The following is a 22,762-nucleotide window of genomic DNA, read 5'->3' on the forward strand; positions in this document are numbered from 1 at the left end:
TTTATGGATAGCGATGAAATCATGATGATGTTACTCAAGCAACAATTATGGCGATGCATCTTGCTGGCCGCATGTTTACCCGGCGTCGCCATGGCCGCGAGCATTCAGGCGCTGAATTATTCTTCGCGCGAGGTTAATTACATCGCGGTTGAAAATCCGGGCAATACGAACAGCGGCGGCGGTGGCGATTCGATCCGTCCATACGGGCAGGGCGGGTCGATATGCTGTTTCAGCGTGCCGGAAAAGTGGCATGTGGATTTGAAGGTGGTGGTGGTCTATCAGTTGTCCCCGGACCCAACCTTTCATCGCGAGACGGTCAGTGTTCCACCGTATCCGGATGGGAAGGGAGGCGATATCTGGCTGATCGTCTATGAAGATGGCAGCGTGGGCGCCGTGGTGTCGTATTATGGACCGAGCCGACCGGAGTGGCCGGGGAAAATCAAGGGGTATCCGGTGCCGACGAAGGAGTATCGGGACGAGCGCCGCAAGGATAAACTAAAGAGAGAGAGAGAGACGCTCGATTTTTTGGAAAAAAGATTGCTGCGTGATTTTTATACCTTATCAGATGAAAAGATAAAAGAAAAAAAAGAAATTATTGAATTTCAAAGAAAAATTGTCCAGAGTTTAGAGGGGGATGTGCGATGACAGCTTTTTTGGCTGAAAGCTATTCTTTTGATAAGAATTATCCATCTGACAAAGCCCGTTTTTTTGACGGAACTAATGAAATGGATGAAATTATAGAATTTATGAAGAAGCGTGAATGTCCACTTCCAGGTTTCCCGCCCCCATGTGGTGTCAATATTTTTTGGTTTTTTCTTCGACGGCGCAACAATGATATAAGGTTGGATATGCCGTTTTACTCGTCCAGTAATGTGGCGCGTTTGGATCGTGCATTTCCGGACGCTAAAGATTGCGTGATCGGCTGCATGCGCTTGCACCTTCAACTGCTTGCTTTTATAGAAAATAAAATTGTGAAACGGATTATGTATCTTGGCACGGCCTTGCTGCTGAGCGCTTGCGCCCTCCAGGCCAGGAAGGTTGAGGAAGCCGGTCCAAGGTCTACCGCGACGGCGCAGGTGGGTATCGTGAACCATACTGGGAATTTTATTTACTCCGCTTCGGTGGATGGGGCGGGAGGCGCTGATATGGCCAGATGGGGAGCGGGGGGGGCAGAAATTTGCTGTGCATCAATCCCGCGAGTGTGGTATCCGGGCATGATGGTGCTGGTGCGGTGGGATATGCCGGATGGACTAAAACATATTATTAAAGAAAAAATGGTGGAAGTGGAAAAATATGATAGGCCTGGAGATATCTATATGCATTTTTTTGAGAATGACGAGGTGAGAGTGGTTGTGTCAAATGTGGATGGCGATAGTAAAAATCATCCTATTCTTCATTCCGGAAAACCTGCCAGTCTTCCTTGACAGGGAAATTGATAAATTTTCTATTTTTTGCCATTTTCCATCGTTTCTTTTATTGAACCTTCTACGTGCGAGTCGTCCCATATTCTTGAGTCGTATTGCCGAGCTTTTCATTCGCTCCCGACATGGCTGCTACTTCCTTGGCTAGCTTTCTCGGCATCAGATTTTATTTGAAGAATTTTCTGTTTCCGGAAAATGATCGCTATCCAGATATGAAAAAAATCATTCTTATCATATTGTCCCTGTTCATTCTGGCTGCCTGCAATGCCAGGGAGAAGGAGGAGCGATTGCAAAAAGAGTCAAGTGAGCAAACTTTTACGACCACTTCCTATAACTACACGCCATACGACCTGTATGCCATCGCGTTCAAGGAAATCTCGCTCCCCTTCAATATCGATGATGCGCCCAGCGGCGGCTCCGTTTTTTTTCGCGACGCAAGCGAGGGGAGATTGGATAATGGCGAAAAAGTTGCCTTCAGCAGTGGCAATTGCTGTTTAAGCTGGGATCGGCCGGTCGACAAGCCGCTGAGGGTGCGGGTGGTGTGGAGCGTGGTATTCGATATGCGTTACCACGATGGTCAATCCAGTATTTCTTATGATGAACGTACTTCCAGACAAGGTTCTCCTGGCAGCCGCTGGTGCCAGGCCATTGTCGACATTCTTCCCGCGACAGGTCCCGATCGCCCGACTAGCGTGCTCTTGCACTTTCTTGCCGATGGTACGGTTCAGGCGCGGCTGGGAACATTCAAGACGGCGGCGCCGCTTGCTGCCGCCGAGGTGAAATTGCATGCCACGCGCCTTCCCCAAGGGCAGTTTTGCAGACAAGAAATTGAAAATCCTTTCTATGGCATTCCCCGCAAGCCGCATAGGGAATGGCTGATGGGCAAACCGGCTGCGCCGCTCGGCAAGGCTGGCGCCGAAGGGAGATCAGCCGATGATGCAATCGAACTGCTTTTATAAAAGGAAAAATGATGAAATGGTTTATTTATCTTGGCACTGTCTTGCTGCTGAGCGGCTGTATGTTCCAGGCCAGGCAGGTTGAGGAAGCCGGTCCAAGGTCTACCGCGACGGCGCAGGTGGGTATCGTGAACCATACTGGGAATTTTATTTACTCCGCTTCGGTGGATGGGGCGGGAGGCGCGGATATGGCCAGATGGGGAGCGGGGGGAGCAGAAATTTGCTGTGCATCAATCCCGCGAGTGTGGTATCCGGGCATGATGGTGCTGGTGCGGTGGGATATGCCGGATGGACTAAAACATATTATTAAAGAAAAAATGGTGGAAGTGGAAAAATACGATGAGCCGGGAGATATCTATATGCACTTTTTCCCCAACGACGAGGTGAGAGTGGTTGTGTCCAATGCAGGAGGAGGTAGCAAAACTCATCCGATACGCCACCATGGGAAACCAAAGGATCCCAATGCTTAGAGACACGGATGATGGGACGGTCTTTCAATGCAAAGGCTGCCGCGTGTACCGGTTCCCCATGTGAGATCAAGGAAGAGACATCCTGGTCCAATGGAGACGTTCGGATAAGGAGCGGCACCAGCGAGGCTGGCGCCGCTGGAGGATCAGCCGATGAAGGAATCGAACTGCATGTCGAATTCCTGCAGCGCCTTTTGTGCATTTTGCATCTTCTTGCGGAATTCCGGCCCGCGCTGCAGGGCCAGGCCCACTGCCAGCACGTCGATCACGACCAGGTAGGCCAGGCGCGCCGAAATGGGCGTGTAGGGGTCGGTGTTGAAGACCAGGTCGATCGGGATCAGCACGGTGGCCAGGTCGGCCAGCGGCGTGCCCGATGGGGCCAGCACGACGACGTCGGCACCGCCGCGGCGCGCCAGTTTCACGGAGCGCACCAGGGCGGGGCTGTTGCCGCGCTGCGAGATGGCCACCAGGCAGTCGCCGCCGCGCAGCAGGGCCGCCGCGATGCTGTGGATGTTCGGGTCGCTGTAGGCGACCGTCGGCACGCCCGAGCGGAAGAATTTGTGTTGCGCGTCGGCCGCCACGATGCCCGACGTGCCCTGGCCATAGAATTCGATCTTGCTGGCGCGCGAGAGGATGTCGAGTGCGCGCTGTATCGCTTCCGGATTCAGGTTGTTGCGCAGGTCGAGCAGGGTATTGATCGAGCGGCTGCAGATTTTATTCACCAGGTCGGCCGCCAGGTCGTCCTGCGCCGGCTGCTCGTTCGCGCCCGGCATGGCCAGGGCCAGGCCCTGCGCCAGTTTCAGCTTGAATTCATGCCAGCCGTCATAGCCCAGGGTGCGACAAAAGCGCACCACGGTCGGTTCCGACACCTGCGCGCTTTTCGCCAGCGCCGTGATGTTCTGGCTGACCGTCTGGTTAGGCTGGTCTAGCACGGCCAGCGCGACCTTCTTCTCCGACTTGGAGAGCGAATCGAGCTGGGTGCGGATGGAATCGAGTAGCATTGATTGATCTTCTGGCTGTAATGCCGTAAGTTTGCGTCCTTTTCACCCCAAAAGCAAAGTTCCGGGGTCGGACCCTCAGGGTCCGACCCCAGTATTTCGCCGTTCAGGGTTAAGCCAAATCTTAACGGCTTCAGTCCTCTGGCAAGGCCTCTTCACGCCACTGCAAGCCGTCGCGGCCGATCAGGGCGCTGGCGGCCGCGGGGCCCCAGGTGCCGGCCGTGTACGGAATCGGCGCGCTGTCGTTCTGTTCCCAGTTGTCGAGAATCGGCTCGACCCATTCCCAGGCCGCTTCCAGCTCGTCGCCGCGCATGAACAGGGTCAGCTGGCCGCGCAGGACGTCGAGCAGCAATCGCTCGTAGGCGTCCATGCGCGGGGTCTTGAACGATTCGCGGAAATCGAGTTCCAGCTCCGCCGGTTTCAAGCGCATGCCGTCGCCCGGGGTTTTCGCCATCAGGTTCATGCGCAAGCCTTCGTCCGGCTGCAAACGGATCACCAGGCAGTTCGGCTGGAAGCTGGACGTGGGCTGGTTGAAGATCGAATGCGGAATCTGCTTGAAGCGCACGACGATCTCGGCCAGGCTGTCGGCCATGCGTTTGCCCGTGCGCAGGTAGAACGGCACGCCGGCCCAGCGCCAGGTGTCGATTTCCGCCTTCAGCGCAACGAAGGTTTCGGTGCGCGAATGTTCCGGCGCATCGGGCTCGTCGCGGTAGCTCGGCACTGTGGCGCCATCGACGTGGCCGGCGCGGTACTGGCCGCGCACGATGTTTTGCGCCAGGGTGGTCGGCGTGAATTTCTTGAGCGAGCGCAACACTTGCAGCTTTTCATCGCGCACGGCGTCCGGCGCGATCGAGGTCGGCGGCTCCATGGCGACGATGCACAGCAGTTGCAGCAAGTGATTCTGCAGCATGTCGCGCAGCGCGCCCGACGTGTCGTAGTAACCCATGCGGTTGCCTACGCCCAACTTCTCGGCGATGGTGATCTGCACGTCGGAAATCCATTCGCGGCGCCACAGCGGTTCGAACAGGATGTTGCCGAAGCGCAGGGCCAGCAAGTTCTGCACGGTTTCCTTGCCCAGGTAATGGTCGATACGGTAGATCTGCGATTCCTGGAAGACCTTGCCCACTTCGGCGTTGATCTGCTTGGCGCTGGCCAGGTCGCGGCCCAGCGGTTTTTCCAGCACCACGCGCGAATTTGGCGTGACCAGGCCATTTTCTTCCAGGTTGTCGCAGATCAAGGCGAACAGATGCGGCGGCGTGGCCAGGTAGTACACGCGCGTCAGGTCGGCGTCGCCGCGCAGCGCTTCGACCAGCGGGGCATAGGTGGACGCATCGCTGGCGTTGAGCGAGACGTACACGATGCGCGCGCAAAACTTGCTCCAGGTGGCGGCGTTCAGCGTGCTGGCCTTGATGTGCGGGCGTGAGTTGCTTTCCACCATTTTCAGGAAGGCGTCCTGGCCGCTGTCCTGGCGGCCCACGCAGATGATGCGCGCCGTCGGCGGCAAATCGTTGGCGACGTCGCGCGCATACATGGCAGGCAGCAATTTGCGCATTGCTAAATCGCCGCTGCCGCCAAACAGGACCAGGTCAAAATCGGTAAGAGCCATAAGTGAGTGTCGTCGCAAAAGTAAAAGAGCCGGAGCGGGAGGAGGCCGACCGGAAGTGCCAGTCTGTCGCTACTAAAATCGATGGTGTAAATTTACTACGTAGAACCAGCAATTGCAAGAAATTTTACTACATTCCATGCGCTTCCGTCGCAGTTTTGCCCTGCATATGCGCGCTGGACTGTTGCGTGGTCATTATATGCCCTTCGCCGCCGCTGGCGCGCGGCGCTTGCGCCGTCCGACTTTTCAAAGCAACCATGGTTGCGCGGGAAATTTCCCATGCTTTTGATCACGATTTGCGCTATAGCAACAGAGAAGTCAAGAAATGCTGTCAGGATGGCGGTTGGCGGCGTAAAGTAGCTTTGAGGAAAGTAAAAAACCGTATAATTCAGACTCGAATCGATGCAACTAACTATTGGTAGTACGCAGTTGCGCGATTACTGCACCGCAGCGCCGGCCATGCCCCGAACCCGCCTCCCGACGTCCATGCGGCGTGCAGTCAGTACTGTCCGCATCGCGGGCAGGCAGACCTAACTTTACAAGACGGCTCAAGGGGACACAATGAATTCAATGCAGCAGGACGTCGATGAACGCACCAGCCTGACAGGCAATAATAAATTTGAACTGTTCCTGTTCAAGCTGGGCACCAGCGATCACTCGGCCAGCCGCGAACTGTTCGGCATCAATGTGTTCAAAGTCCGTGAAATCATGGAGATGCCGGCTATCACGGCGGTAGCCGGTTCCCATCCCCATATGTTGGGCGTGGTCAACATCCGCGGCCAGATCGTGCCCGTGATCGACTTGCCGATGGCGGTCGGCTGCAAGAGCAGCGGCTTGAAGATCCTGATGGTGACGGAGTTTGCCCGGTCGACACAGGCCTTTGCCGTGGAAGAGGTCGATGAAATCGTGCGCCTGGAATGGAACCAGGTGCTGTCGGCCGAATCGAGCGTGGGCGGCGGCCTGGTCACCAGCATCGCCCGCCTCGATGGCGACACGGACAAGACGCGCCTGGCGCAAGTGCTGGACGTGGAGCAAATCCTGCGCAACGTGCTGCCGTCAGGCGACCCGGACGTGGACGAGAACAGTATCGGCCCGCAAGTGCGCTTGCCGGCCGGCGCCGTGATCCTGGCCGCCGACGATTCGTCGCTGGCCCGCTCGCTGATCGAAAAGGGCCTCGAAGCGATGGGCGTGCCTTTCATCATGACCAAGACGGGCAAGGAAGCGTGGGAGCGCCTGCAAGCGATCTCGGCCCAGGCGGCCACGGAAGGCAAGACGGCGAAAGACAAGGTCGCGCTGGTGCTGACGGACCTGGAAATGCCGGAAATGGATGGCTTTACCCTGACGCGCAACATCAAGAACGATGGCCGTTTTTCGTCGATTCCCGTGGTGATCCACTCGTCGCTGACGGGTTCGACCAACGAAGACCACGTCAAGGGCGTGGGCGCCGACGGTTATGTGGCCAAGTTTGTGGCGGCCGAGCTGGCCGAGACCATCCGCAAGGTGCTGTCCCGCTAATCCGCGTGGCCGCCTGTTAAAAAGCGCCGGTACCCGCGAGGGTCCGGCGCTTTTTCATGCTGGCAGGCGATTACGCCTGGTAAGGCGTTTCCGGCTGGCCGGCCACGTCCACGCGCACGGACAGTACGTGGCCCGTCAACGGGTAGTCGGCGAGCTCGGCGGCGGAGCGGTTGTGGCTGGCGCTGGTGATGTACAGGGTGCGCAGGTCCGGGCCGCCAAAGGTCACCATGGTGGGGCAGCGCACGGGGACGGCGATTTCGCCCAGCAGGTGGCCATCGGGGGCGAAGCGTAAAATCTTGCCGCCTTCAAACATGGCTGCCCAGTAATTGCCTTCGCTGTCGACAGCCGCGCCATCGGGGCGCCCGCCATAGTCGGCGGCGGTCTTGTCCATGGAAAAGCGCTGGAACGGTTGCGGTGCGGAAATGGCTCCCGTGGCCGCGTCGAAGTCGAAGCGGTCGATGCGGTGCGTGGTGGTATCCGCGTGGTACATGGTGCGCTTGTCCGGGGAAAAGCCCAGGCCGTTCGACACCGTCATGCCGCCGGACCAGACTTTGCGCACCTCTCCCTTTTCCAGCACGAACATTTCCGCCGCCGCGGCGCTGCGCGGCTCGAAAATCGTGCCGACCCAGAAGCGGCCAGCAGGGTCGACCTTGCCGTCATTGAAGCGCGTGGTGGCCATGTCGAACGGCGCCGGGGCGATGTGCGCCAGGCTGCCCGTCTTCGTGTCCAAGTGGGCAAAGCCGCTGCGCAGGGCGACGATCAGCCCGCCGCCGGCGTTGATGGCCAGGGCCGACGGTTCTGTCGGCATGGCCCACTGTTCATGCTTGCCGCTGGCCGGGTGCAGCCGGTGCACGGCACGGCCATCGATGTCAACCCAGTACAGGGCCGCTTCCTTGCCATGCCACAGCGGGCATTCGCCCACTTGCATGGGCTTGTCGCTGACTACTTTGATTTCGTAAATATTCATCTATTCTTAATGTGGAGAACGCTTAACAAAGCCGTAGCGCGCGGAAGGGATAGGTGGCCGAGAAGCGGAACTGTGCTTGAGCACAGTGAGCATCGCAGGCTGCCTATACCGACGCGCAGCAGGTTTGCTTAGGCGTTATTAGTATGCGGCCTTGGCAGCCTTCGCCAAGGCAATCAAGCCATTGGTCGAGCTGTCGTGGTGGTCGGGACGGGCTTCGCCCGTCAGCTCGGCCTGGATTTTCTTGGCCAGCACCTTGCCCAGTTCCACGCCCCACTGGTCGAAACTGTTGACGTTCCACAAGACGCCCTGCACGAAGGTCTTGTGTTCGTACAGCGCGATCAGGGCGCCCAGGGTAGTCGGGGTCAGCTGGTCCATCAGGATAGTGTTGCTGGGGCGGTTGCCGGGGAAGGTCTTGTGCGGCACCAGCGCTTCGATTTCGCTTTCCGGCAAGCCCTGCGCCTGCAGATCAAGACGCACTTCCGCCCCCGTCTTGCCTGTCATGAAGGCTTCCGACTGGGCAAAGCAGTTGGCCAGCAGGGCATCGTGGTGACCCGGCAAGTCGTGCGTGGCGCGCAGGGCAGCGATGAAGTCGATGGGCGTGATGTCCGTACCCTGGTGCAGCAGCTGGAAATACGCGTGCTGCGCATTCGTGCCGCAATCGCCCCAGATGACGGGGCCGGTGGGCACGTCGACGGGCACGCCATCCCTGGTGACGCCCTTGCCGTTGCTTTCCATGTCCAGCTGTTGCAAATAAGCGGCAAAGCGGCTCAGGTCCTGGTGGTAGGGCGCGATGGATACGGAGGCGCAGTCGAGGAACTGGCGGTTCCAGAAGCCCACCATGGCCAGCACCACGGGCATGTTGTCTTCGAGGGGGGCCTGGCGGAAGTGTTGATCCATCGCATGCGCGCCGGCCAGGAAATCGCTAAAGTATTCAAAGCCGACCGACAGCGCGACGGCCAGGCCGATCGACGACCAGACGGAATAGCGGCCGCCCACCCAGTCCCAGAACGGGAACATGTTTTCCGGCGCAATGCCGAAGTCGACAATGGCTTGCGTGTTCGTCGACACGGCCACGAAGTGCTTGGCCAGGTCTTGCTCTTCGCCTTCGAGCAGGAACCAGGCGCGCGCCGTGTTGGCGTTGAGCATGGTTTCAGCGGTAACAAAGGTTTTCGAGGCCACGATGAACAAGGTCGTTTCAGGATCGACTTTCGACAGGGTCGCTTCCATGTCGTGACCGTCGACGTTGGAAACAAAGTGCATTTCCAGGCCGGGGTTGGCATACGAGCGCAGCGCCAGGCAAGCCATTTTCGGACCCAGGTCCGAGCCGCCGATGCCGATATTGACGATGTCGCAAATCGGCTTGCCCGTGTAGCCGAGCCAGCTGCCATTGCGCACCTTGTCCGTAAACGCCTTCACGCGCTGCAGCACATCTTGCACGTCGGCATCGATATCCTGGCCATCGACCACCAGTTGCGTGCCGCGCGGCGCGCGCAAGGCCGTATGCAGAACGGCCCGATGTTCGGTAAGATTGATTTTCTCGCCAGTGAACATGGCTTCGCGCTGCGCTTCCACGCCGCGCTCGCGGGCCAGGTCCATCAGCAAGCGCATGGCGGTGCTGTCGACCCTGTTCTTCGAGTAATCGAGCAGCAGGCCGGCCGCATCGACTGTCATGCTGGAAAAGCGCGCGGGGTCGGCCGCGAACAGCTGGCGCAGATGCACTTCGCGCAGGCTGGCGCTATGCGCTTGCAGGGACTGGAAACTGGCGGTGGCGGTAATGGCAGGAGTAGGTGCTGGCTGGCGCATGGCGGTCGGCTTGGGTGCTTGTCTCGGTTGAAAGGGGCACGGCGCGTTCATCGTGGCGAACGGGGTGCCGGCGTTGGTGTGAGAATAATACATCAGAAAAACGTAATTTCACTACAGTTTGTGGCGGGGAGCCGATTTTGTTGTGCTTTTTTYAGGGATTGCGCCAGTGACACAAGAGAGATGTTGGCAGCTGCTGGAGGCACGATATTTTCCGGCGTGGCGTTGAAAAGCCGCAAGCCGTGGTTTATTTCTGTTGCCGGCCCATGCAAGAGTGCTTCTTCTTTACCATTTTGTAGTAAAATTTCACGAAATACTCATTTTTAAGGAAATCCATATGGCGCTGCATCCAGTAGTCGAATCCGTAACAGCGCGCATCATCGCGCGCAGCCGGCCATCGCGCGGCGCCTACCTGGCGCACCTGGATGCGGCCCGCATCCAGGGCGTGCAGCGCGGCGCGCTGTCGTGCACCAACCTGGCGCACGGCTTTGCCGCCTTTCCCGCCAATGACAAGCTGTCGCTGAAAGAATACAAGAAGCCGTCCGTGGCCATCGTTTCCTCGTACAACGACATGCTGTCGGCGCACCAGCCCTTCGAAGGCTTCCCGCAGATCATCAAGCAAGCCGTGCGCGAAGTGGGCGCCGTCGCCCAGTTTGCCGGCGGCGTGCCCGCCATGTGCGATGGCGTGACGCAAGGCCAGCCGGGCATGGAATTGTCGCTGTTTTCGCGCGACACCATCGCCATGTCGACGGCCGTGGCGCTGTCGCACAATATGTTCGACGCCGCCCTGTACCTGGGCGTGTGCGACAAGATCGTGCCGGGCCTCCTGATCGGCGCGTTGCATTTCGGCCACTTGCCGGCCGTCTTCGTGCCGGCCGGTCCGATGACGTCGGGCCTGTCGAACCAGGAAAAAGCCAAGGTGCGCCAGCTGTATGCGCAAGGCAAGGCCACGCGCGAAGACTTGCTTGAAGGCGAATCGAAGGCCTACCATGGCGCCGGCACCTGTACCTTCTACGGTACCGCCAACAGCAACCAGATGCTGATGGAAGTCATGGGCCTGCACTTGCCGGGCGCCGCCTTCATCACGCCGAACACGCCGCTGCGCGATGCGCTCACCAGGGCCGCCGCCCAGCGCGCGGCCGGCATCACGGCGCAAAGCGCCAGTTATTTGCCAGTTGGCCATATTGTTGACGAGAAATGTATCGTCAACGCCGTCGTCGGCTTGCTGGCCACGGGCGGTTCGACCAACCACACCCTGCACCTGGTAGCGATCGCCAAGGCGGCCGGCATCGTCATCGACTGGAACGATTTCAATGAACTGTCGGCCATCGTGCCGATGCTCACGCGCATCTACCCGAACGGCGACGCCGACGTGAACCATTTCCACGCGGCCGGCGGCACCGGTTACCTGATCCGCGAACTGCTCGATGCGGGCCTGTTGCACGAGGACGTCAACACCATCCTGGGGCACGGCTTGCGCGCGCACTGCATGGAGCCGTTCCTGGGCGAAGACGGCACGGTCTTCTGGAAAGACGCGCCGGTGGCCAGCGCCGACGAAAACGTGCTGCGCCCGGCCTCGAACCCGTTCGCGCCGGACGGCGGCATGGTGCTGGTGGCGGGTAACCTGGGCCGCGCCGTGATGAAGGTCTCGGCCGTCAAGCCGCAGCACCGCACGGTCGAAGCGCCGGCGCTGGTGTTCAATTCGCAGGAAGACTTCATGGCCGCCTACAAGGCCGGCACGCTGGACCGCGATTTCGTCGCCGTGCTGCGCTTCCAGGGCCCGCGCGCCAATGGCATGCCGGAACTGCATGCGCTGACCCCGGCGCTGGCCAACCTGCAGGATGCTGGCCGCCACGTGGCGCTGGTCACGGATGGCCGCATGTCGGGCGCGTCGGGCAAGGTGCCGGCCGCCATCCACGTCTCGCCTGAAATCCTCGCCGGCGGCCCCCTGGGCCTGGTGCGCGACGGCGACATCATCCGCCTCGACGCCTTCACGGGCGTACTGGAGGCGCTGGTGCCGGCCGACGTCTGGCATGCGCGTTCGCTGGTCACGGCCGACCTGTCGCCGAACCACGTCGGCATGGGCCGCGAGCTGTTTTCCATGTTCCGTTCCACCGTCAGCGCGGCGGAAGAAGGTGCCACCACCTTCGGCCTGCCGTCGCCGATTCCCACCACCGTCGCCTTGCACGACGCCGACAATGTCGGCGATACCGTACCGGGTTCCGATGAAGACTTTTTGGCTAGGAAATAAGAGATGACCATGACACTACTGGAAATTATGCGCACTTCGAGCGTGATCCCCGTGATTGCGATCGACGACCCTGACCACGCCGTACCGCTGGCGCGCGCGCTGGTGGCGGGCGGCATCCGCGTGCTGGAGGTGACCCTGCGCACCAGGCACGGCCTCGAAGCGATCCGCGCCATGTCGGCCGTGCCGGGCGCCATCGTCGGCGTCGGCACCTTGACGCGTCCCGAGGAATTCGCCCAGGCGCGCGATGCGGGCGCCGTCTTCGGCGTCTCGCCAGGCCTGACGTCGGCCCTGGTGGCGGCGGCGAAAAGCAGCGGCCTGCCCCTGCTGCCAGGCGTGATGACGCCCGGCGAAGTGATGGCGGCGCGCGAAAACGGCTTCCAGCAGCTGAAACTGTTCCCGGCCGTGCCGGCGGGCGGCATCGGCATGCTCAATGCGATCTACGGCCCGCTGCCGGACATCACGTTCTGCCCGACGGGCGGCATCTCGCAAGAGACGGCATCGCAGTTCCTGGCGTGCAAGAACGTCGCCTGCGTGGGCGGCTCGTGGCTGACGCCGAAAGACGCGATCGCGGCCGGCAACTGGGACCGCATCACGGAAATCGCGAAAGCAGCCAGCGGCCTGCGCTCGGCTTAGTCGTACCTGACATAAGCTACTGCGCGTCGCGCTTTGCGGCCTGCGATGCTCACCGTGCTTCAGCACGGTTGCGCTTCTTGGCCACAAATCACTGCCGCTCGCTACGCTTCTGTCAGGTACTTGCAGTTATAGGATCCGGCAAGCTTTCATACTTGCCGCTTCTTTCTTCCGACGGAGTGTCATGCGCGTGCTGCGCCGCCCGCTCACCATCGGCGAAACCGCCATGGCCCGCAGCGTCTTTCGCGACGCCATCGACTACGCGCGCGTGCGCGTGGTGCGCGGTTCCTTTTTGCCGTTCGGCCTGCAGGACCAGAACACGGCCATGACGCCGCGCGGCAGCCTGCATTTCATGCCGGCCCAGTACCGTGACGACTTTTCCCGCGAAAGCAATGGCGGCAAGCTGTTCTTCATCCATGAAATGGTGCACGTGTGGCAGTACCAGCTCGGCTACGGCGTGCTGCTGCATGGCGTGCTGCTGGCGCTGCGCGGCGGCTATATCGGCCAGCGTGCCTACCGCTATGATGCGGGCGCTGGCGGGACTTTGTCCGATTTCAACATGGAGCAGCAAGGCGACATCATCGCCCACTACTTCGGCGCGCGCCAGCTGGGCATTCCCGCCTATGTGGCACAGCTGCCGCAGCTGCAGGACATCCTGCAGCGCTTTTTGCTCGACCCGGCCGACCGCCGGCTGTTGCCCCGCTAAGCGCTGCTAGGGCGCCAGGTTCGACGCCAGCAGCGGCGCCGGCGCGCGCAAGCCGGCGACCGCCACGGCATCCTTGCCCAGCAACAGACGCAGGTCGGCGTTGCTGCCGATACCCGTGCCGTCGTCCTTCTCCGCCTGCAATTGCGGCATGCCGCCCAGCGCCCTTGCCAGCGCGGCCGCGTCGGCGGCATGGCCGGGCCGGTAGACGATGCTGCTGGCCTGCTGCCCGTACGGGCGCTGGTTGCCCAGCCTGAAGACGGCGATGCCCATGCCGCCCAGCAGCTTGCGCATGCGCGCGGCCATGCCCGCTTCGCCATTCCCGTTGATCACTTCCAGCCTGGCCTTGTTGGCCGGCGCCGCCGTCGGCGCTGGCGCGGCCTTTGCGATGCCGGCCTGCATGGGGGCGCTGCTCACTGTGGGCGCGTCGCGCCAGCCCAGCACAAAGATGTTGGGCTGCAACTGCGTCAGCTGCAGGCGCGTGGCAGGGGCGCCGGGTACGGGCGCTGGCGCCAGATCGGGCGCGATGGCCGCCGTGGCCGTGTCGAGCGTGCTGACGCTGCGTCCCAGCGCCGCGATGGCCAGCTCCAGGTTGGCGCGCGCCGGCTGCTGGCTGTTGTCGAGCTGCAGCGACTGGCGCAGCAGGGTGGCCGCCTGGGCGTAGTCGCCCTGCAGGTACAGCACGTAGCCGAGGTTGTTGTAGGTCCTGGCCGTCGGAGCTTCCTGTACCAGCGCCTGCAGCAAGGCGCGCGCCGTTTCCAGCTGGCCCATCTGGGCTTGCAGCACGGCGGCGCCATTGCGCGCGTCCGGCGAGGCAGGTTCGAGCAGCAGCGCTTCGTGGTAGGCGGCCAGCGCCGCGCGCGGGTCGCCCAGTTCCTGCATGCGCTTGCCCAGCTTGCAGTATGCGGCGGCGCGCGTGGCGGGACTGCCGTCGCTGCGCGCCTGGGGCGGCATAGCGCGGCTGGCGTTGCTGGCCGGGGCGGGCAGGTTGCCGCAGGCGGGCAGCAGGCCGGCGCAGGCCAGCATGAGCATCAATGAGGTGTGCTGTGACATGGCGATTCTCCGGTCAGCTGCCGCTGCCCATGCTGGGCAGGAGCACGCGGTAGATTTGCAGGAAGGCTGGTCCCATCAGGACGACCAGCAGCGAGGGAAAGATGAAGAAAATCAGCGGAAACAGCAGCTTGAGGGCGATCTTTGCCGCCTCTTCCTCGGCGCGCTGGCGGCGCTTGGTGCGCAGCTGGTCCGATTGCACGCGCAGCGAGGCGGCGATGCTGGTGCCGAAGCGTTCGGCCTGGATCAGCATGGCCACCAGCGCGTCGACATCCTCGACCCCCGTGCGCAGGGCCAGGTTGCGCAGGGCGCGCTCTTTGGTATTGCCGGCGCGCAGCTCCAGTATCACCAGGTGCAGTTCTTCGGCCAGCACCGTGCTTTTCAGGGCGATTTCGGCGGCGACGCGGGCCAGCGCCGCATCCATGGCCAGGCCCGCCTCCACGCACACCGTCATCAGGTCCAGCGCATCGGGAAAGCTTTCGAAGATATCGCGCTGGCGCCGCTTGATCATTTGCGCCAGCACAATATTGGGCAGGTAATAGCCAACGGCGGCCACCATCAGCAGCCAGAACAGGATCGCCTTGCCGGCCATCTGATGGCCCGATGCGCTCAGCCCCAGGAACAGCAGCAGCGGCAGGCCGATGGCCAGCATGGTCTTGGCGGAAAAGAACAGGATGGGCGTGGAAGCCTGGCGCAGGCCGGCATTCATGAAGCGCCGACGCATGGCCGAGTTTTCCCAGCCCTGGTCAGGCAGCGACAGTTTTGCCAGCGGTCCCGTCAGGCGCACCATGCGCGCCAGCCAGGGGTTGGGTGCCGAGGCGCCCGGCGACGGCGGCGCCTTGCCGGCGGCGTTGTCGAGGCGCTGGCGCAGCGGGTCCGGCGAAAAGCTGCGCAGGGCGACCAGCGCTGTGCCGAACACGGCAATGAAGAGCAGGGCGAGAAAGGCAATATTCACGGGATTCATGAGAGTTCTCCTTGCGGGCTCAGACGCGGATGCGGATGATGTTGCGCATGACAAAGACGCCGCATACCATCAGCAGCAGGGCGCCGATCAGCATCTTGCGGCCACCGGGATCGACAAACAGCATTTCCAGGAATTGCGGGTTGGTCAGGTGGATCATGGCGGCCGCGCCGAAGGGCAGCAGCGACAGGATCCAGGCCGACAGCCGGCCCTCGGCCGACAGCACGCGCACCTGCCCCAGCAGCTTGATGCGTTCACGGATGATGCGGCTGATGCTGTCGAGCAGTTCGGCCAGGTTGCCGCCCGTTTCGCGCTGGATCAGCACGGCGATGACGAAATAGCGCAGGTCGGTGCTGGGCACGCGCGTGGCCAGGTTCATCAGGGCGTCCTGCATGGCGATGCCGAAATTGACTTCATCGAAGGTGGCGCGAAATTCCACGGCCAGCGGCGCGTTCATTTCATCGCCGACCATCTTCAGGGCCGTGGGAAAGGCGTGGCCGGCCCGCAGGGCGCGCGCCATCAGGTCCAGCGCGTCGGGCAATTGCTGCTCGATGCGCTGCAGGCGCTTGGCCTTGGCGCGCAAGACCACCAGCAGCGGCAGCAGGGCTGCGCCGGCCGCCAGCGGCAGGCGCAGCGCCCACGGCACGTTGAAATAGCTAAGCAGCAGAAACGCGGCGCCGGCCGAGGCCAGCATCACGCCGGCGAAGCTGGCCACGCTCCAGGTCAGTCCCGACTGTTCCAGCAGGCGGTCGAGCGCGTGCACGCGGGGCACGCTGAGCAGCAGGCGCTGCAGGGCCGGGGTATCGCTCAGCAGGCGCTTCTTGATCATCGAGCTGCCCGTCTCGCCATGCGCGCCGGCCGACATGATGCGCAGGCGGCGCGCGACCTTTTCCGCCTCCGGGCCGCGCGCGCTGTTCCACGCCAGGTACAGGCCCTCGATCAGCAGCACCACGGCGATGAAGGTCAGGATGGCGAATACGTAGTAAAGATAGTCCATGGCGTTCTCCTTAGTGGTACTGGCGGGCAGGATCGAACAGGGKCTCCGGCAGGCTGATGCCGAAGGCGCGCAGGCGCTCGAGGAAGCGGGGGCGCACGCCGCTGGCATGGAAATGCCCCTGCACCGTGCCGTCCTCGCCGATGCCCGTCTGGCGGAAGGTGAAGATCTCCTGCATGGTGATCATTTCGCCCTCCATGCCCGTGATTTCCTGGATCGACGTGACCTTGCGCTTGCCGTCCGTCAGGCGCGACACCTGCACCACCACGCTGATGGCCGAGCTGATCTGCTGGCGCATGGCTTTCACGGGCAGGGCGGCCGAGGCCATGCTGATCATGTTTTCCAGCCGCGTCAGCGCATCGCGCGGGGTGTTGGCGTGGATGGTGGCCATCGAGCCTTCGTGGCCCGTGTTCATGGCGCCCAGCATGTCGAGCGCCTCGGCGCCGCGCACCTCGCCCAGGATGATGCGGTCGGGACGCATGCGCAGGGCATTGCGCACCAGCGCGCGCTGCGTCACCTCGCCCTTGCCCTCGATGTTCGGCGGGCGCGTTTCCAGGCGCACCACGTGCGGCTGCTGCATCTGCAGCTCGGCCGCATCCTCGATGGTGACGATGCGCTCGGCCGCGCTGATGAAGCCGGAAATCGCGTTGAGCATGGTGGTCTTGCCGCTGCCCGTGCCGCCCGAGATCAGGATGTTCATCTTGGCCTTGCCCAGCGCCTGCAGGACGGTGCTCATTTCCTCGGTCAGGCTGTGTTTCAGCATCAGGTCGGCCAGGCGCAGSGGMTSGGCCGAGAAGCGCCGGATCGACATCACGGGGCCGTCGATGGCCAGCGGCGGGATGATGGCGTTCACGCGCGAGCCGTCGGGCAGGCGCGCATCGACCATCGGGCTCGATTCGTCGATGCGGCGGCCCACGCGCGAGACGATCTTGTCGTGTCGCTCAGTTCCAGGCGGCCATGGCGTTCGACATATACCTGGCGGTAGGTGTTGACGAGGATGTCGGACACGCTGGGATCGGCCAGCAGCGGTTCGAGCGGGCCGAAGCCCAGCACCTCGTCCTGGATGTCGCGGATCAGCGAGCGCCGTTCCAGGTCGTTGATGACCACATTGTCTTCCGTGAGCACGTCGCTGACGAGGATTTTCAGCTCCTCGCGGATCTGCTCGCGCGACAGGCGCTGCATGCCTTCGAGGTCGACGCGGTCGAGCAGGGCCTGGTGGGTGCGGTGCTTCAATTGCTGGTAGCTCTGGCTGGCTGCGCCCTGATGCGCGGCGCCGTCATTCAGGCTGGCGTCATCCTGGGCATAGCCCAGGCGGTCCCGCAGGGTGAGTTTTTCGGCAGTCATGGTCGGTCTCCGGTGAATGGGGGGAATCAGGCGCGCGCCAGCAGCCGCGCCACCCAGCCTTGCGCGGCCGGCGGGGTCTCGCCGGCCAGGCTGGCGGCCAGTTCCTGCAGGGCGCGCGAGACGGGATTGTGCGGCGCCAGCTTGAGGATGGGCACGCCCTGGCTGACGGAGGCCGCCACCGCCTCGTAGTGGTTGGGGATGGATTTGTAGACGTGCTTGCCGTACGCCGCTTCCAGGTCGGCCACGCGGATGCTGTCGCTGCTGGCATAGCGGTTCAGGATCAGGCGGATCTTGTCTTCGCGGTAGCCGAGGCCGCGGAACACGTCGAGCAGGCGCTTGCCGTCGCGGACGTACGGCAGGGTTGCCTGCAGCACGGGGAAGATCAGGTCGGCGCGGTCCAGCGCGCGCACGCTGACGGCGTCCAGGCCGCGCCCCACGTCGAGCACGATGTAGTCGTACTGGCTGCGCGCCAGGGTCAGCAGGCGGTCGATATGGTCGGCCTCGATGTCGGCCGCATGGGCCGGATCGTCGGCGGCGGCCAGCACGCTGTAGGAGGGCGTGATCTGGATCATGCTGGCGTTCAGCAGCGAAGCGTCGAGGCGTACGATCTGTTGCGACAGCTGCGACAGGGTGGTGGCCGGCTTGTGGTCCGAGACGAACAGGGCGGCGTCGCCGAATTGCAGGTTCAGGTCAAGCAGCGCCACTTTGCGCTGTTCGCCGGCGGCCAGCGCATAGCCGAGATTGGCGGCGATGAAGGTGGCGCCGCTGCCGCCCTTGCACGAGACGAAGGCCAGCACCTGGCCCTTGCGCGTGACCTGCTTCTGCAGCTTCTCCTCGATGCGGCGCAGCGCCGCGCACAATGCGGCATCGTCGTCGGGCGGCAGCACTTCGCGCACGCCGGCGCGCATCGAGCGCAGCAGGAATTGCGGACTTTGCTGCGGGCATTGCACGATGATGGCCAGGTTAGGGTGGCGCCCGCCCAGCAGCTCGAGCCGCTCCAGCTCGTCCTCGCCGATGTGCTCCTGTTCCAGCAGCAGCAGGTCCGGCGTGACGCCGTTGTCGAACATGTCCGGCGTGCTCGCCAGCAGCGAGACGCGGTCGGCGGTGCTGCGTTCGCGCAGCAAGCGGGTCAGCCGCTTGAGCTGGGCTTCATTCTTCGAAACGATGACGATATTCACTTGGTGCTCCCGGTAATGGCGTTCAGTTGATCTGGAAACCCAGGCTTTCGGCGTGCATGACGACCACCGAGGCGGGCAGGGCGAAATTGAGAAAACCGAACAGGCTGACCATCGGCGTGTAGCTGACGTTGTCGATCGATACGCGCACGCTGTCGATGCAGCTGGCCGTGCGCGTGATGTCGCCGCAGGCCGACAGGTTGTCGCCGGGGTCGGCCGGCGCCAGGGTCACTTCGGCGCCGCTCTTGTTCAGGTAGCTGATGGTGATGTTGGCCGCCGTAACCTCGGGCGCGGCCGGCAGGGCCGTGCCGCCGAACAGGGCCAGCGTCTTGACGGCGTCGGTCTGGTCGATCCAGCGCACCACCGCCTCGCGCGCGGCGCGGCGGCTCACTTCCTGCACCGTATTGTACAGGTACAGCAGGCGGCCGAATTCCAGGATGGCGAACAGCAGTGTGAAAAACAGCAGCGCCACCAGGGCGAATTCGACGGCGGCGGCGCCTTGCTGGCGGCCGGCCCGGGTGGCGGGGGGGAGGCGATGGCGCATGGCGTTCTCCTTACAGCATGTAGCGCATGGTGGTGCGCGGCGCCAGCGGCGTGGTGTAGCTGGTGGCCGCGCCGATCACGAAGGGCAGGTACTGGCCGACCGACAGCGTGTAGTTGACGACCTCGACGCGGATGCCGCCGGGCGCCGTGCCGTCGGTGCAGCTGCTGTCGCCGAAACTCGCGTCCAGGCAGGTGACCGTCACGTTGGCCGTGGTGAAACCGCTGATGCCGGCGCTGGTGGCCGCGTCGACGACCGTCTGCTTGGCGGCGGGCACGCCCTGCGAGGCGATGCTGGCCTTGGCCTTGACGGACATATTGCGCGCCGCGTCGCGCGTGGCCTTGGTCAGCGCGTCGTAGTACCAGAAGGCGCGGCCGAAGCCGAAGATGCCGGCCAGCAGGGTCACCAGCAGGGCCAGCACGATGCCGAATTCGACGGCGGCGCCGCCGCGTTGCCTGAGATGGGAAATGGGAGTACGCATGGCCGCCTCACTTGTAGAGCTTGATTTCGGAATTGGGCACGGGCTCGATCAGGCCCGCGAACTCGACGTCCAGGCGCTTGGTGCCGCCGCTGAAATCGGCCTTCATCGTCATGAAGAACTTGCCGATGCCGACCGCGTTGATGCTGCCGCACGAAGCCGGCCCCACGGGCGCCGTGCGGCAGTCGACCAGCACCACGTTGAGGATGCGCCGGTTGCGCTGGCCCGGATGGGCCACCGATGGCGCCTGGAACGTGGGGCCGCTGGTCTGGTTGTACGGCGACGGCGGCGTGCCGGCGGGGAAGCCGGCGCCGGCGCTGACCGGGTAGCTGGCCGTGTCGAAGTAATTTGCCTTGGTGGTGTTGTACATGGGATTGGCGTTGCCGTCCGTGACGCTGTACGCCGTGCCGGCCTTGGCCGGGGTGGCGCCATTGCTTTGGTAGGCCGGGCCGTAGGACCACAGCACGCCGTAGCCGGCGAACTGGGCAAACGTGGCCGAGGGAGCGGGCACGCTGCCCGCCGATGGCAGTTGGTAGTTCGGCTTGTTGCCGGCCAGGCTGACCGACTGCTGGCTCGGCACGGTGCTCGCGCCTGGCTGCATCCAGCCGGTGGGTGGCGAGTTGGCGGCGCTGGCGGCGCACGGCGAGCTGCCCACGCAAGGATATTCCTTGATGTTGGTGTCGGGCGGGGCCGACGCGGGATCGCACACTGAGGGCGAGGAATAATCGTCGAAGCGCGAGTTGAGCGAGGCGGCCAGCGAGGCTGTCAGACCCGTGTTCGTGTAGACCTGGCCCGTGCCGCTGGTGATGACGGCGCTGCTGCCCGTGCACATGAACGGCGCGGTGGAGGCAGCGCTCGCGTGCGAAGCGCTGCAGCTGCCGGGCGGCGCGTCGACGGGATTGATCAGATAGGGGTCGGACGAGCCGCCCAGCGGATTGAGGCCGAACAGATTGTAGGTGACGCCGCGGCGAAAGCCGAATTCCACCAGCTCCGTCAGCCCCGTGCCGGCGGGGGCGGCCGGATACGTGTATTGCGCCGTCTTGTTGGCCGGATCGACGGCGCACACGCCGATCGGCGTGACGTCGTTGACGAAACGGCCCGCCACCGCCACGCCCGAGGTGCTGGTGCTGGCGATGCCGGCGATGCCCATCAGGTAGGTGGCGAAGGTCTTGCTGCCCGTGTCGACGCGGATGAAGGTCTGGCCCTGGGGGCTGGTGCGGGCGCTGGCGCCGGATGACCAGGGGCCGTCGGGGCCGGGGCCGAAGCTGATGTTGGCGGCCGTGATGGTGAGCGTGGTGGAAAAGTCGTAGCGGTTCTTCTGCGCGATGGCGATGGCCTGGGTCTGTGCATTGTCGATGCCGGCCGCGCTTTGATTGAGTTCCATGGCCCCTGCCAGGGCGGCGCTGTCGGCGCCGTTCTGCAGTTCGGCCTTGGCGATGTACAGGTGGCCCAGGTCCAGCACCAGGCCGCCCATGGCGAACAGCACCACCAGGGTCAACCCGAGCACGATGGCGATCGCGCCCTGCTGCTTGTCGTGCCTGCGAAATGGGGTGTGCATGTGTTTCTCCTGGTGGCCTGGGGGAAGTTCGCCGCGTGGCGGACGCTTACTGGCGCGAGCCGACGCCGATGGCGAAGACGTTGGTCTGCGGTTCCGGCGTGCTGAACGATTTCTGGTAGCGCTGGTAGGCGCTCACGCCGGATTTGCCGTCCATGCCGCTGACGGGGTCCATGTTGCGGTAGGCGTCCGGATACATGATCTGCTGCGCCTTGAGCAGGGCCACCGATTCGCCGAAATGCGAATCGAGCACGGGCGTGGTGGTGGCGGCGCAGCCGGCCAGCAGGGACAGCAGCGACAGCAGGGCGGCGCAGGGCAGGCAATGTGCGGTTTTCATGGTGTTCTCCTATTTGAGGTCGAAGCCGGCGGCGGCAGGCTGGGGCGCGGCCGCTTGCGGCTGCATGGGGGCCGCTGGTACTGGTACCTGTGCCGCTGCGGGGGCGGCGGCGGGCGCGGTGCCTTCCATTTTTCCTTGCATGAACATGTCGCCGCGCGTCGGCTGCACATACTCGTCGGTGGGCAGCTTGTAGTCGGCCGGCAGCGGCTTGACCAGGTGCGGCGTGATGATGAAGACCAGCTCGGTGCGGTCCGTCTGGAAGTCCGTGCTGCGGAACAGGGCGCCCAGCACGGGCACTTCGCCCAGGCCCGGCAAAGCCTTGATGTTGCTCGTCACGTTGTTCTTGATCAAGCCGCCGATGGCGAAGCTCTGGCCGTCGAACAGCTGCACCGTGGTGGTGGCGCGCCGCGTCGTGAACGAGGGCAGGATGGCCGTCGTCGAGATGCCGGTGGCGGTGATGCCGATGCCGTCCTTGTTCAGGTCGGACACTTCCGGCGCCACCTTCAGGTTGATGCGGCCCCCTTCGAGTACGGTGGGCGTGAATTTCACGGCCACGCCGAACTCCTTCTCTTCCAGCGTGATCGTCGGCACGCCGCCGTTGTTGGTCTGGCTGACGGGGATGAAGATCTTGCCGCCCGCCAGGAAGCTCGCTTCCTGGCCGCTGATGGCCATGATGTTCGGCTCGGCCAGTACCTTGATCAGGCCGTCGCGCTTTTGCGCGTCGAGGTTGAAGAAGTTGTTCTTGCTGGCGCCGCTCAAGCCGCTGGGATTGTTGCTGAGCAGGCTGGACAGCAGCGAGTACGACCAGCTGCCGATGGTCTTGTTGATGCCCAGGCTGGCGCCCAGCTGGTCGACCAGCACTTTCGACACTTCGGCCACCTTCACTTCCAGCATCACCTGCTGCGGCGCGGCGATCGACAGCAGGTTGATCACGCGCGGCGTGGCGGCATCGGGCGTGGCCGCGGGGGTGGCGGCCGCTGCGCCGGCGGCAGGGGCGGCAGGCGCGGCGCCGGAGC

At 63.2% G+C, this 22,762-nt stretch carries 21 protein-coding genes and 1 pseudogene; 8 read left to right on the plus strand and 14 right to left on the minus strand.

Annotated elements, in window-relative coordinates:
- Positions 1-21 precede the first annotated feature (21 nt).
- The 4 genes from CBW50_RS18305 (at position 22) to CBW50_RS18320 (ending at position 2,847) form a co-directional block, all read left to right on the plus strand.
- Positions 22-645, plus strand: coding sequence for a DUF3304 domain-containing protein (locus CBW50_RS18305; protein WP_172404805.1), 624 nt, complete (start codon positions 22-24; stop codon positions 643-645).
- Positions 642-1,424, plus strand: coding sequence for a DUF3304 domain-containing protein (locus tag CBW50_RS18310; protein ID WP_086146880.1), 783 nt, complete (start codon positions 642-644; stop codon positions 1,422-1,424). The genes CBW50_RS18305 and CBW50_RS18310 overlap by 4 nt, the downstream gene beginning before the upstream one ends.
- A gap of 122 nt (positions 1,425-1,546) precedes the next feature.
- Entirely contained in the window at positions 1,547-2,380 is an 834-nt protein-coding gene (locus tag CBW50_RS18315) for a lipoprotein (protein WP_086146881.1), read from the plus strand.
- A gap of 11 nt (positions 2,381-2,391) precedes the next feature.
- Positions 2,392-2,847: a DUF3304 domain-containing protein gene (locus tag CBW50_RS18320; protein ID WP_157792385.1), complete on the plus strand. Its 456-nt coding sequence runs from the start codon at positions 2,392-2,394 to the stop codon at positions 2,845-2,847.
- A gap of 143 nt (positions 2,848-2,990) precedes the next feature.
- Here CBW50_RS18320 and CBW50_RS18325 read toward each other — a convergent pair whose 3' ends face one another.
- Positions 2,991-3,845 (minus strand): SIS domain-containing protein, encoded by an 855-nt coding sequence (locus CBW50_RS18325; RefSeq protein ID WP_034750862.1) that lies wholly within the window; start codon positions 3,843-3,845, stop codon positions 2,991-2,993.
- 130 nt (positions 3,846-3,975) lie between these two features.
- Entirely contained in the window at positions 3,976-5,448 is a 1,473-nt protein-coding gene (zwf, locus tag CBW50_RS18330) for a glucose-6-phosphate dehydrogenase (RefSeq protein ID WP_086146883.1), read from the minus strand.
- 558 nt (positions 5,449-6,006) lie between these two features.
- Here zwf and CBW50_RS18335 point away from each other — a divergent pair.
- On the plus strand, positions 6,007-6,960 hold the full coding sequence (locus CBW50_RS18335) for a chemotaxis protein (RefSeq protein WP_086146884.1): 954 nt from the start codon (positions 6,007-6,009) through the stop codon (positions 6,958-6,960).
- A 70-nt stretch (positions 6,961-7,030) separates the two neighbouring features.
- Here the strand turns inward: CBW50_RS18335 and CBW50_RS18340 are convergent, their stop codons facing one another.
- Entirely contained in the window at positions 7,031-7,927 is an 897-nt protein-coding gene (locus CBW50_RS18340; RefSeq protein ID WP_086146885.1) for an SMP-30/gluconolactonase/LRE family protein, read from the minus strand.
- Positions 7,928-8,065: 138 nt separating this feature from the next.
- Positions 8,066-9,730 carry a glucose-6-phosphate isomerase gene (gene pgi, locus CBW50_RS18345; protein WP_086146886.1) on the minus strand — a complete coding sequence of 555 codons (1,665 nt, stop codon included), beginning with the start codon at positions 9,728-9,730 and terminating at the stop codon, positions 8,066-8,068.
- A 334-nt stretch (positions 9,731-10,064) separates the two neighbouring features.
- On the opposite strand from pgi, the gene edd reads away from it, so the two are divergent.
- The 3 genes from edd to CBW50_RS18360 all read left to right on the plus strand — a co-directional run bounded on the left by edd (position 10,065) and on the right by CBW50_RS18360 (position 13,314).
- On the plus strand, positions 10,065-11,978 hold the full coding sequence (gene edd, locus CBW50_RS18350; RefSeq protein WP_086146887.1) for a phosphogluconate dehydratase: 1,914 nt from the start codon (positions 10,065-10,067) through the stop codon (positions 11,976-11,978).
- 3 nt (positions 11,979-11,981) lie between these two features.
- The gene (eda, locus tag CBW50_RS18355) at positions 11,982-12,611 is read left to right on the plus strand and encodes a bifunctional 4-hydroxy-2-oxoglutarate aldolase/2-dehydro-3-deoxy-phosphogluconate aldolase (protein ID WP_086146888.1); all 630 of its coding nucleotides are present in this window, start codon (positions 11,982-11,984) and stop codon (positions 12,609-12,611) included.
- Between the two features lie 181 nt (positions 12,612-12,792).
- On the plus strand, positions 12,793-13,314 hold the full coding sequence (locus CBW50_RS18360; protein ID WP_086146889.1) for a hypothetical protein: 522 nt from the start codon (positions 12,793-12,795) through the stop codon (positions 13,312-13,314).
- Between the two features lie 6 nt (positions 13,315-13,320).
- On the opposite strand, the gene CBW50_RS18365 is transcribed toward CBW50_RS18360, so the two are convergent.
- The 10 genes and pseudogenes from CBW50_RS18365 to CBW50_RS18410 form a co-directional block, all read right to left on the minus strand.
- Entirely contained in the window at positions 13,321-14,364 is a 1,044-nt protein-coding gene (locus CBW50_RS18365; RefSeq protein ID WP_086146890.1) for a LytR C-terminal domain-containing protein, read from the minus strand.
- A gap of 13 nt (positions 14,365-14,377) precedes the next feature.
- Positions 14,378-15,325, minus strand: a complete 948-nt coding sequence (locus tag CBW50_RS18370; protein WP_086146891.1) for a type II secretion system F family protein — start codon at positions 15,323-15,325, stop codon at positions 14,378-14,380.
- A gap of 19 nt (positions 15,326-15,344) precedes the next feature.
- On the minus strand, positions 15,345-16,319 hold the full coding sequence (locus CBW50_RS18375) for a type II secretion system F family protein (protein WP_086146892.1): 975 nt from the start codon (positions 16,317-16,319) through the stop codon (positions 15,345-15,347).
- A gap of 10 nt (positions 16,320-16,329) precedes the next feature.
- Positions 16,330-17,660: pseudogene (locus CBW50_RS18380) on the minus strand (CpaF family protein).
- 26 nt (positions 17,661-17,686) lie between these two features.
- On the minus strand, positions 17,687-18,838 hold the full coding sequence (locus tag CBW50_RS18385) for an AAA family ATPase (protein ID WP_086146893.1): 1,152 nt from the start codon (positions 18,836-18,838) through the stop codon (positions 17,687-17,689).
- A gap of 22 nt (positions 18,839-18,860) precedes the next feature.
- Entirely contained in the window at positions 18,861-19,379 is a 519-nt protein-coding gene (locus CBW50_RS18390) for a TadE/TadG family type IV pilus assembly protein (RefSeq protein ID WP_086146894.1), read from the minus strand.
- A 10-nt stretch (positions 19,380-19,389) separates the two neighbouring features.
- Positions 19,390-19,857: a TadE/TadG family type IV pilus assembly protein gene (locus CBW50_RS18395; RefSeq protein WP_086146895.1), complete on the minus strand. Its 468-nt coding sequence runs from the start codon at positions 19,855-19,857 to the stop codon at positions 19,390-19,392.
- A gap of 7 nt (positions 19,858-19,864) precedes the next feature.
- Positions 19,865-21,412, minus strand: coding sequence for a TadE/TadG family type IV pilus assembly protein (locus CBW50_RS18400; RefSeq protein WP_086146896.1), 1,548 nt, complete (start codon positions 21,410-21,412; stop codon positions 19,865-19,867).
- A 46-nt stretch (positions 21,413-21,458) separates the two neighbouring features.
- Positions 21,459-21,746: a hypothetical protein gene (locus CBW50_RS18405; RefSeq protein ID WP_086146897.1), complete on the minus strand. Its 288-nt coding sequence runs from the start codon at positions 21,744-21,746 to the stop codon at positions 21,459-21,461.
- 9 nt (positions 21,747-21,755) lie between these two features.
- Positions 21,756-22,762: type II and III secretion system protein family protein (locus tag CBW50_RS18410; protein WP_367301828.1), on the minus strand; the 1,007-nt coding region annotated here is incomplete at its 5' end.

Origin of the sequence: Janthinobacterium sp. GW458P (assembly GCF_002127585.1) — a bacterium.
GTDB lineage: Bacteria > Pseudomonadota > Gammaproteobacteria > Burkholderiales > Burkholderiaceae_D > Janthinobacterium.

Excerpts from the sequence above, each read along its gene's own strand:
- CBW50_RS18305 (WP_172404805.1), top strand. The coding sequence starts at position 22 with ATGATGATGTTACTCAAGCAACAATTATGGCGATGCATCTTGCTGGCC.
- CBW50_RS18310 (WP_086146880.1), top strand. The coding sequence starts at position 642 with ATGACAGCTTTTTTGGCTGAAAGCTATTCTTTTGATAAGAATTATCCA.
- CBW50_RS18315 (WP_086146881.1), top strand. The coding sequence starts at position 1,547 with ATGGCTGCTACTTCCTTGGCTAGCTTTCTCGGCATCAGATTTTATTTG.
- CBW50_RS18320 (WP_157792385.1), top strand. The coding sequence starts at position 2,392 with ATGAAATGGTTTATTTATCTTGGCACTGTCTTGCTGCTGAGCGGCTGT.
- CBW50_RS18325 (WP_034750862.1), bottom strand. The coding sequence starts at position 3,845 with ATGCTACTCGATTCCATCCGCACCCAGCTCGATTCGCTCTCCAAGTCG.
- zwf (WP_086146883.1), bottom strand. The coding sequence starts at position 5,448 with ATGGCTCTTACCGATTTTGACCTGGTCCTGTTTGGCGGCAGCGGCGAT.
- CBW50_RS18335 (WP_086146884.1), top strand. The coding sequence starts at position 6,007 with ATGAATTCAATGCAGCAGGACGTCGATGAACGCACCAGCCTGACAGGC.
- CBW50_RS18340 (WP_086146885.1), bottom strand. The coding sequence starts at position 7,927 with ATGAATATTTACGAAATCAAAGTAGTCAGCGACAAGCCCATGCAAGTG.
- pgi (WP_086146886.1), bottom strand. The coding sequence starts at position 9,730 with ATGCGCCAGCCAGCACCTACTCCTGCCATTACCGCCACCGCCAGTTTC.
- edd (WP_086146887.1), top strand. The coding sequence starts at position 10,065 with ATGGCGCTGCATCCAGTAGTCGAATCCGTAACAGCGCGCATCATCGCG.
- eda (WP_086146888.1), top strand. The coding sequence starts at position 11,982 with ATGACCATGACACTACTGGAAATTATGCGCACTTCGAGCGTGATCCCC.
- CBW50_RS18360 (WP_086146889.1), top strand. The coding sequence starts at position 12,793 with ATGCGCGTGCTGCGCCGCCCGCTCACCATCGGCGAAACCGCCATGGCC.
- CBW50_RS18365 (WP_086146890.1), bottom strand. The coding sequence starts at position 14,364 with ATGTCACAGCACACCTCATTGATGCTCATGCTGGCCTGCGCCGGCCTG.
- CBW50_RS18370 (WP_086146891.1), bottom strand. The coding sequence starts at position 15,325 with ATGAATCCCGTGAATATTGCCTTTCTCGCCCTGCTCTTCATTGCCGTG.
- CBW50_RS18375 (WP_086146892.1), bottom strand. The coding sequence starts at position 16,319 with ATGGACTATCTTTACTACGTATTCGCCATCCTGACCTTCATCGCCGTG.
- CBW50_RS18390 (WP_086146894.1), bottom strand. The coding sequence starts at position 19,379 with ATGCGCCATCGCCTCCCCCCCGCCACCCGGGCCGGCCGCCAGCAAGGC.
- CBW50_RS18395 (WP_086146895.1), bottom strand. The coding sequence starts at position 19,857 with ATGCGTACTCCCATTTCCCATCTCAGGCAACGCGGCGGCGCCGCCGTC.
- CBW50_RS18400 (WP_086146896.1), bottom strand. The coding sequence starts at position 21,412 with ATGCACACCCCATTTCGCAGGCACGACAAGCAGCAGGGCGCGATCGCC.
- CBW50_RS18405 (WP_086146897.1), bottom strand. The coding sequence starts at position 21,746 with ATGAAAACCGCACATTGCCTGCCCTGCGCCGCCCTGCTGTCGCTGCTG.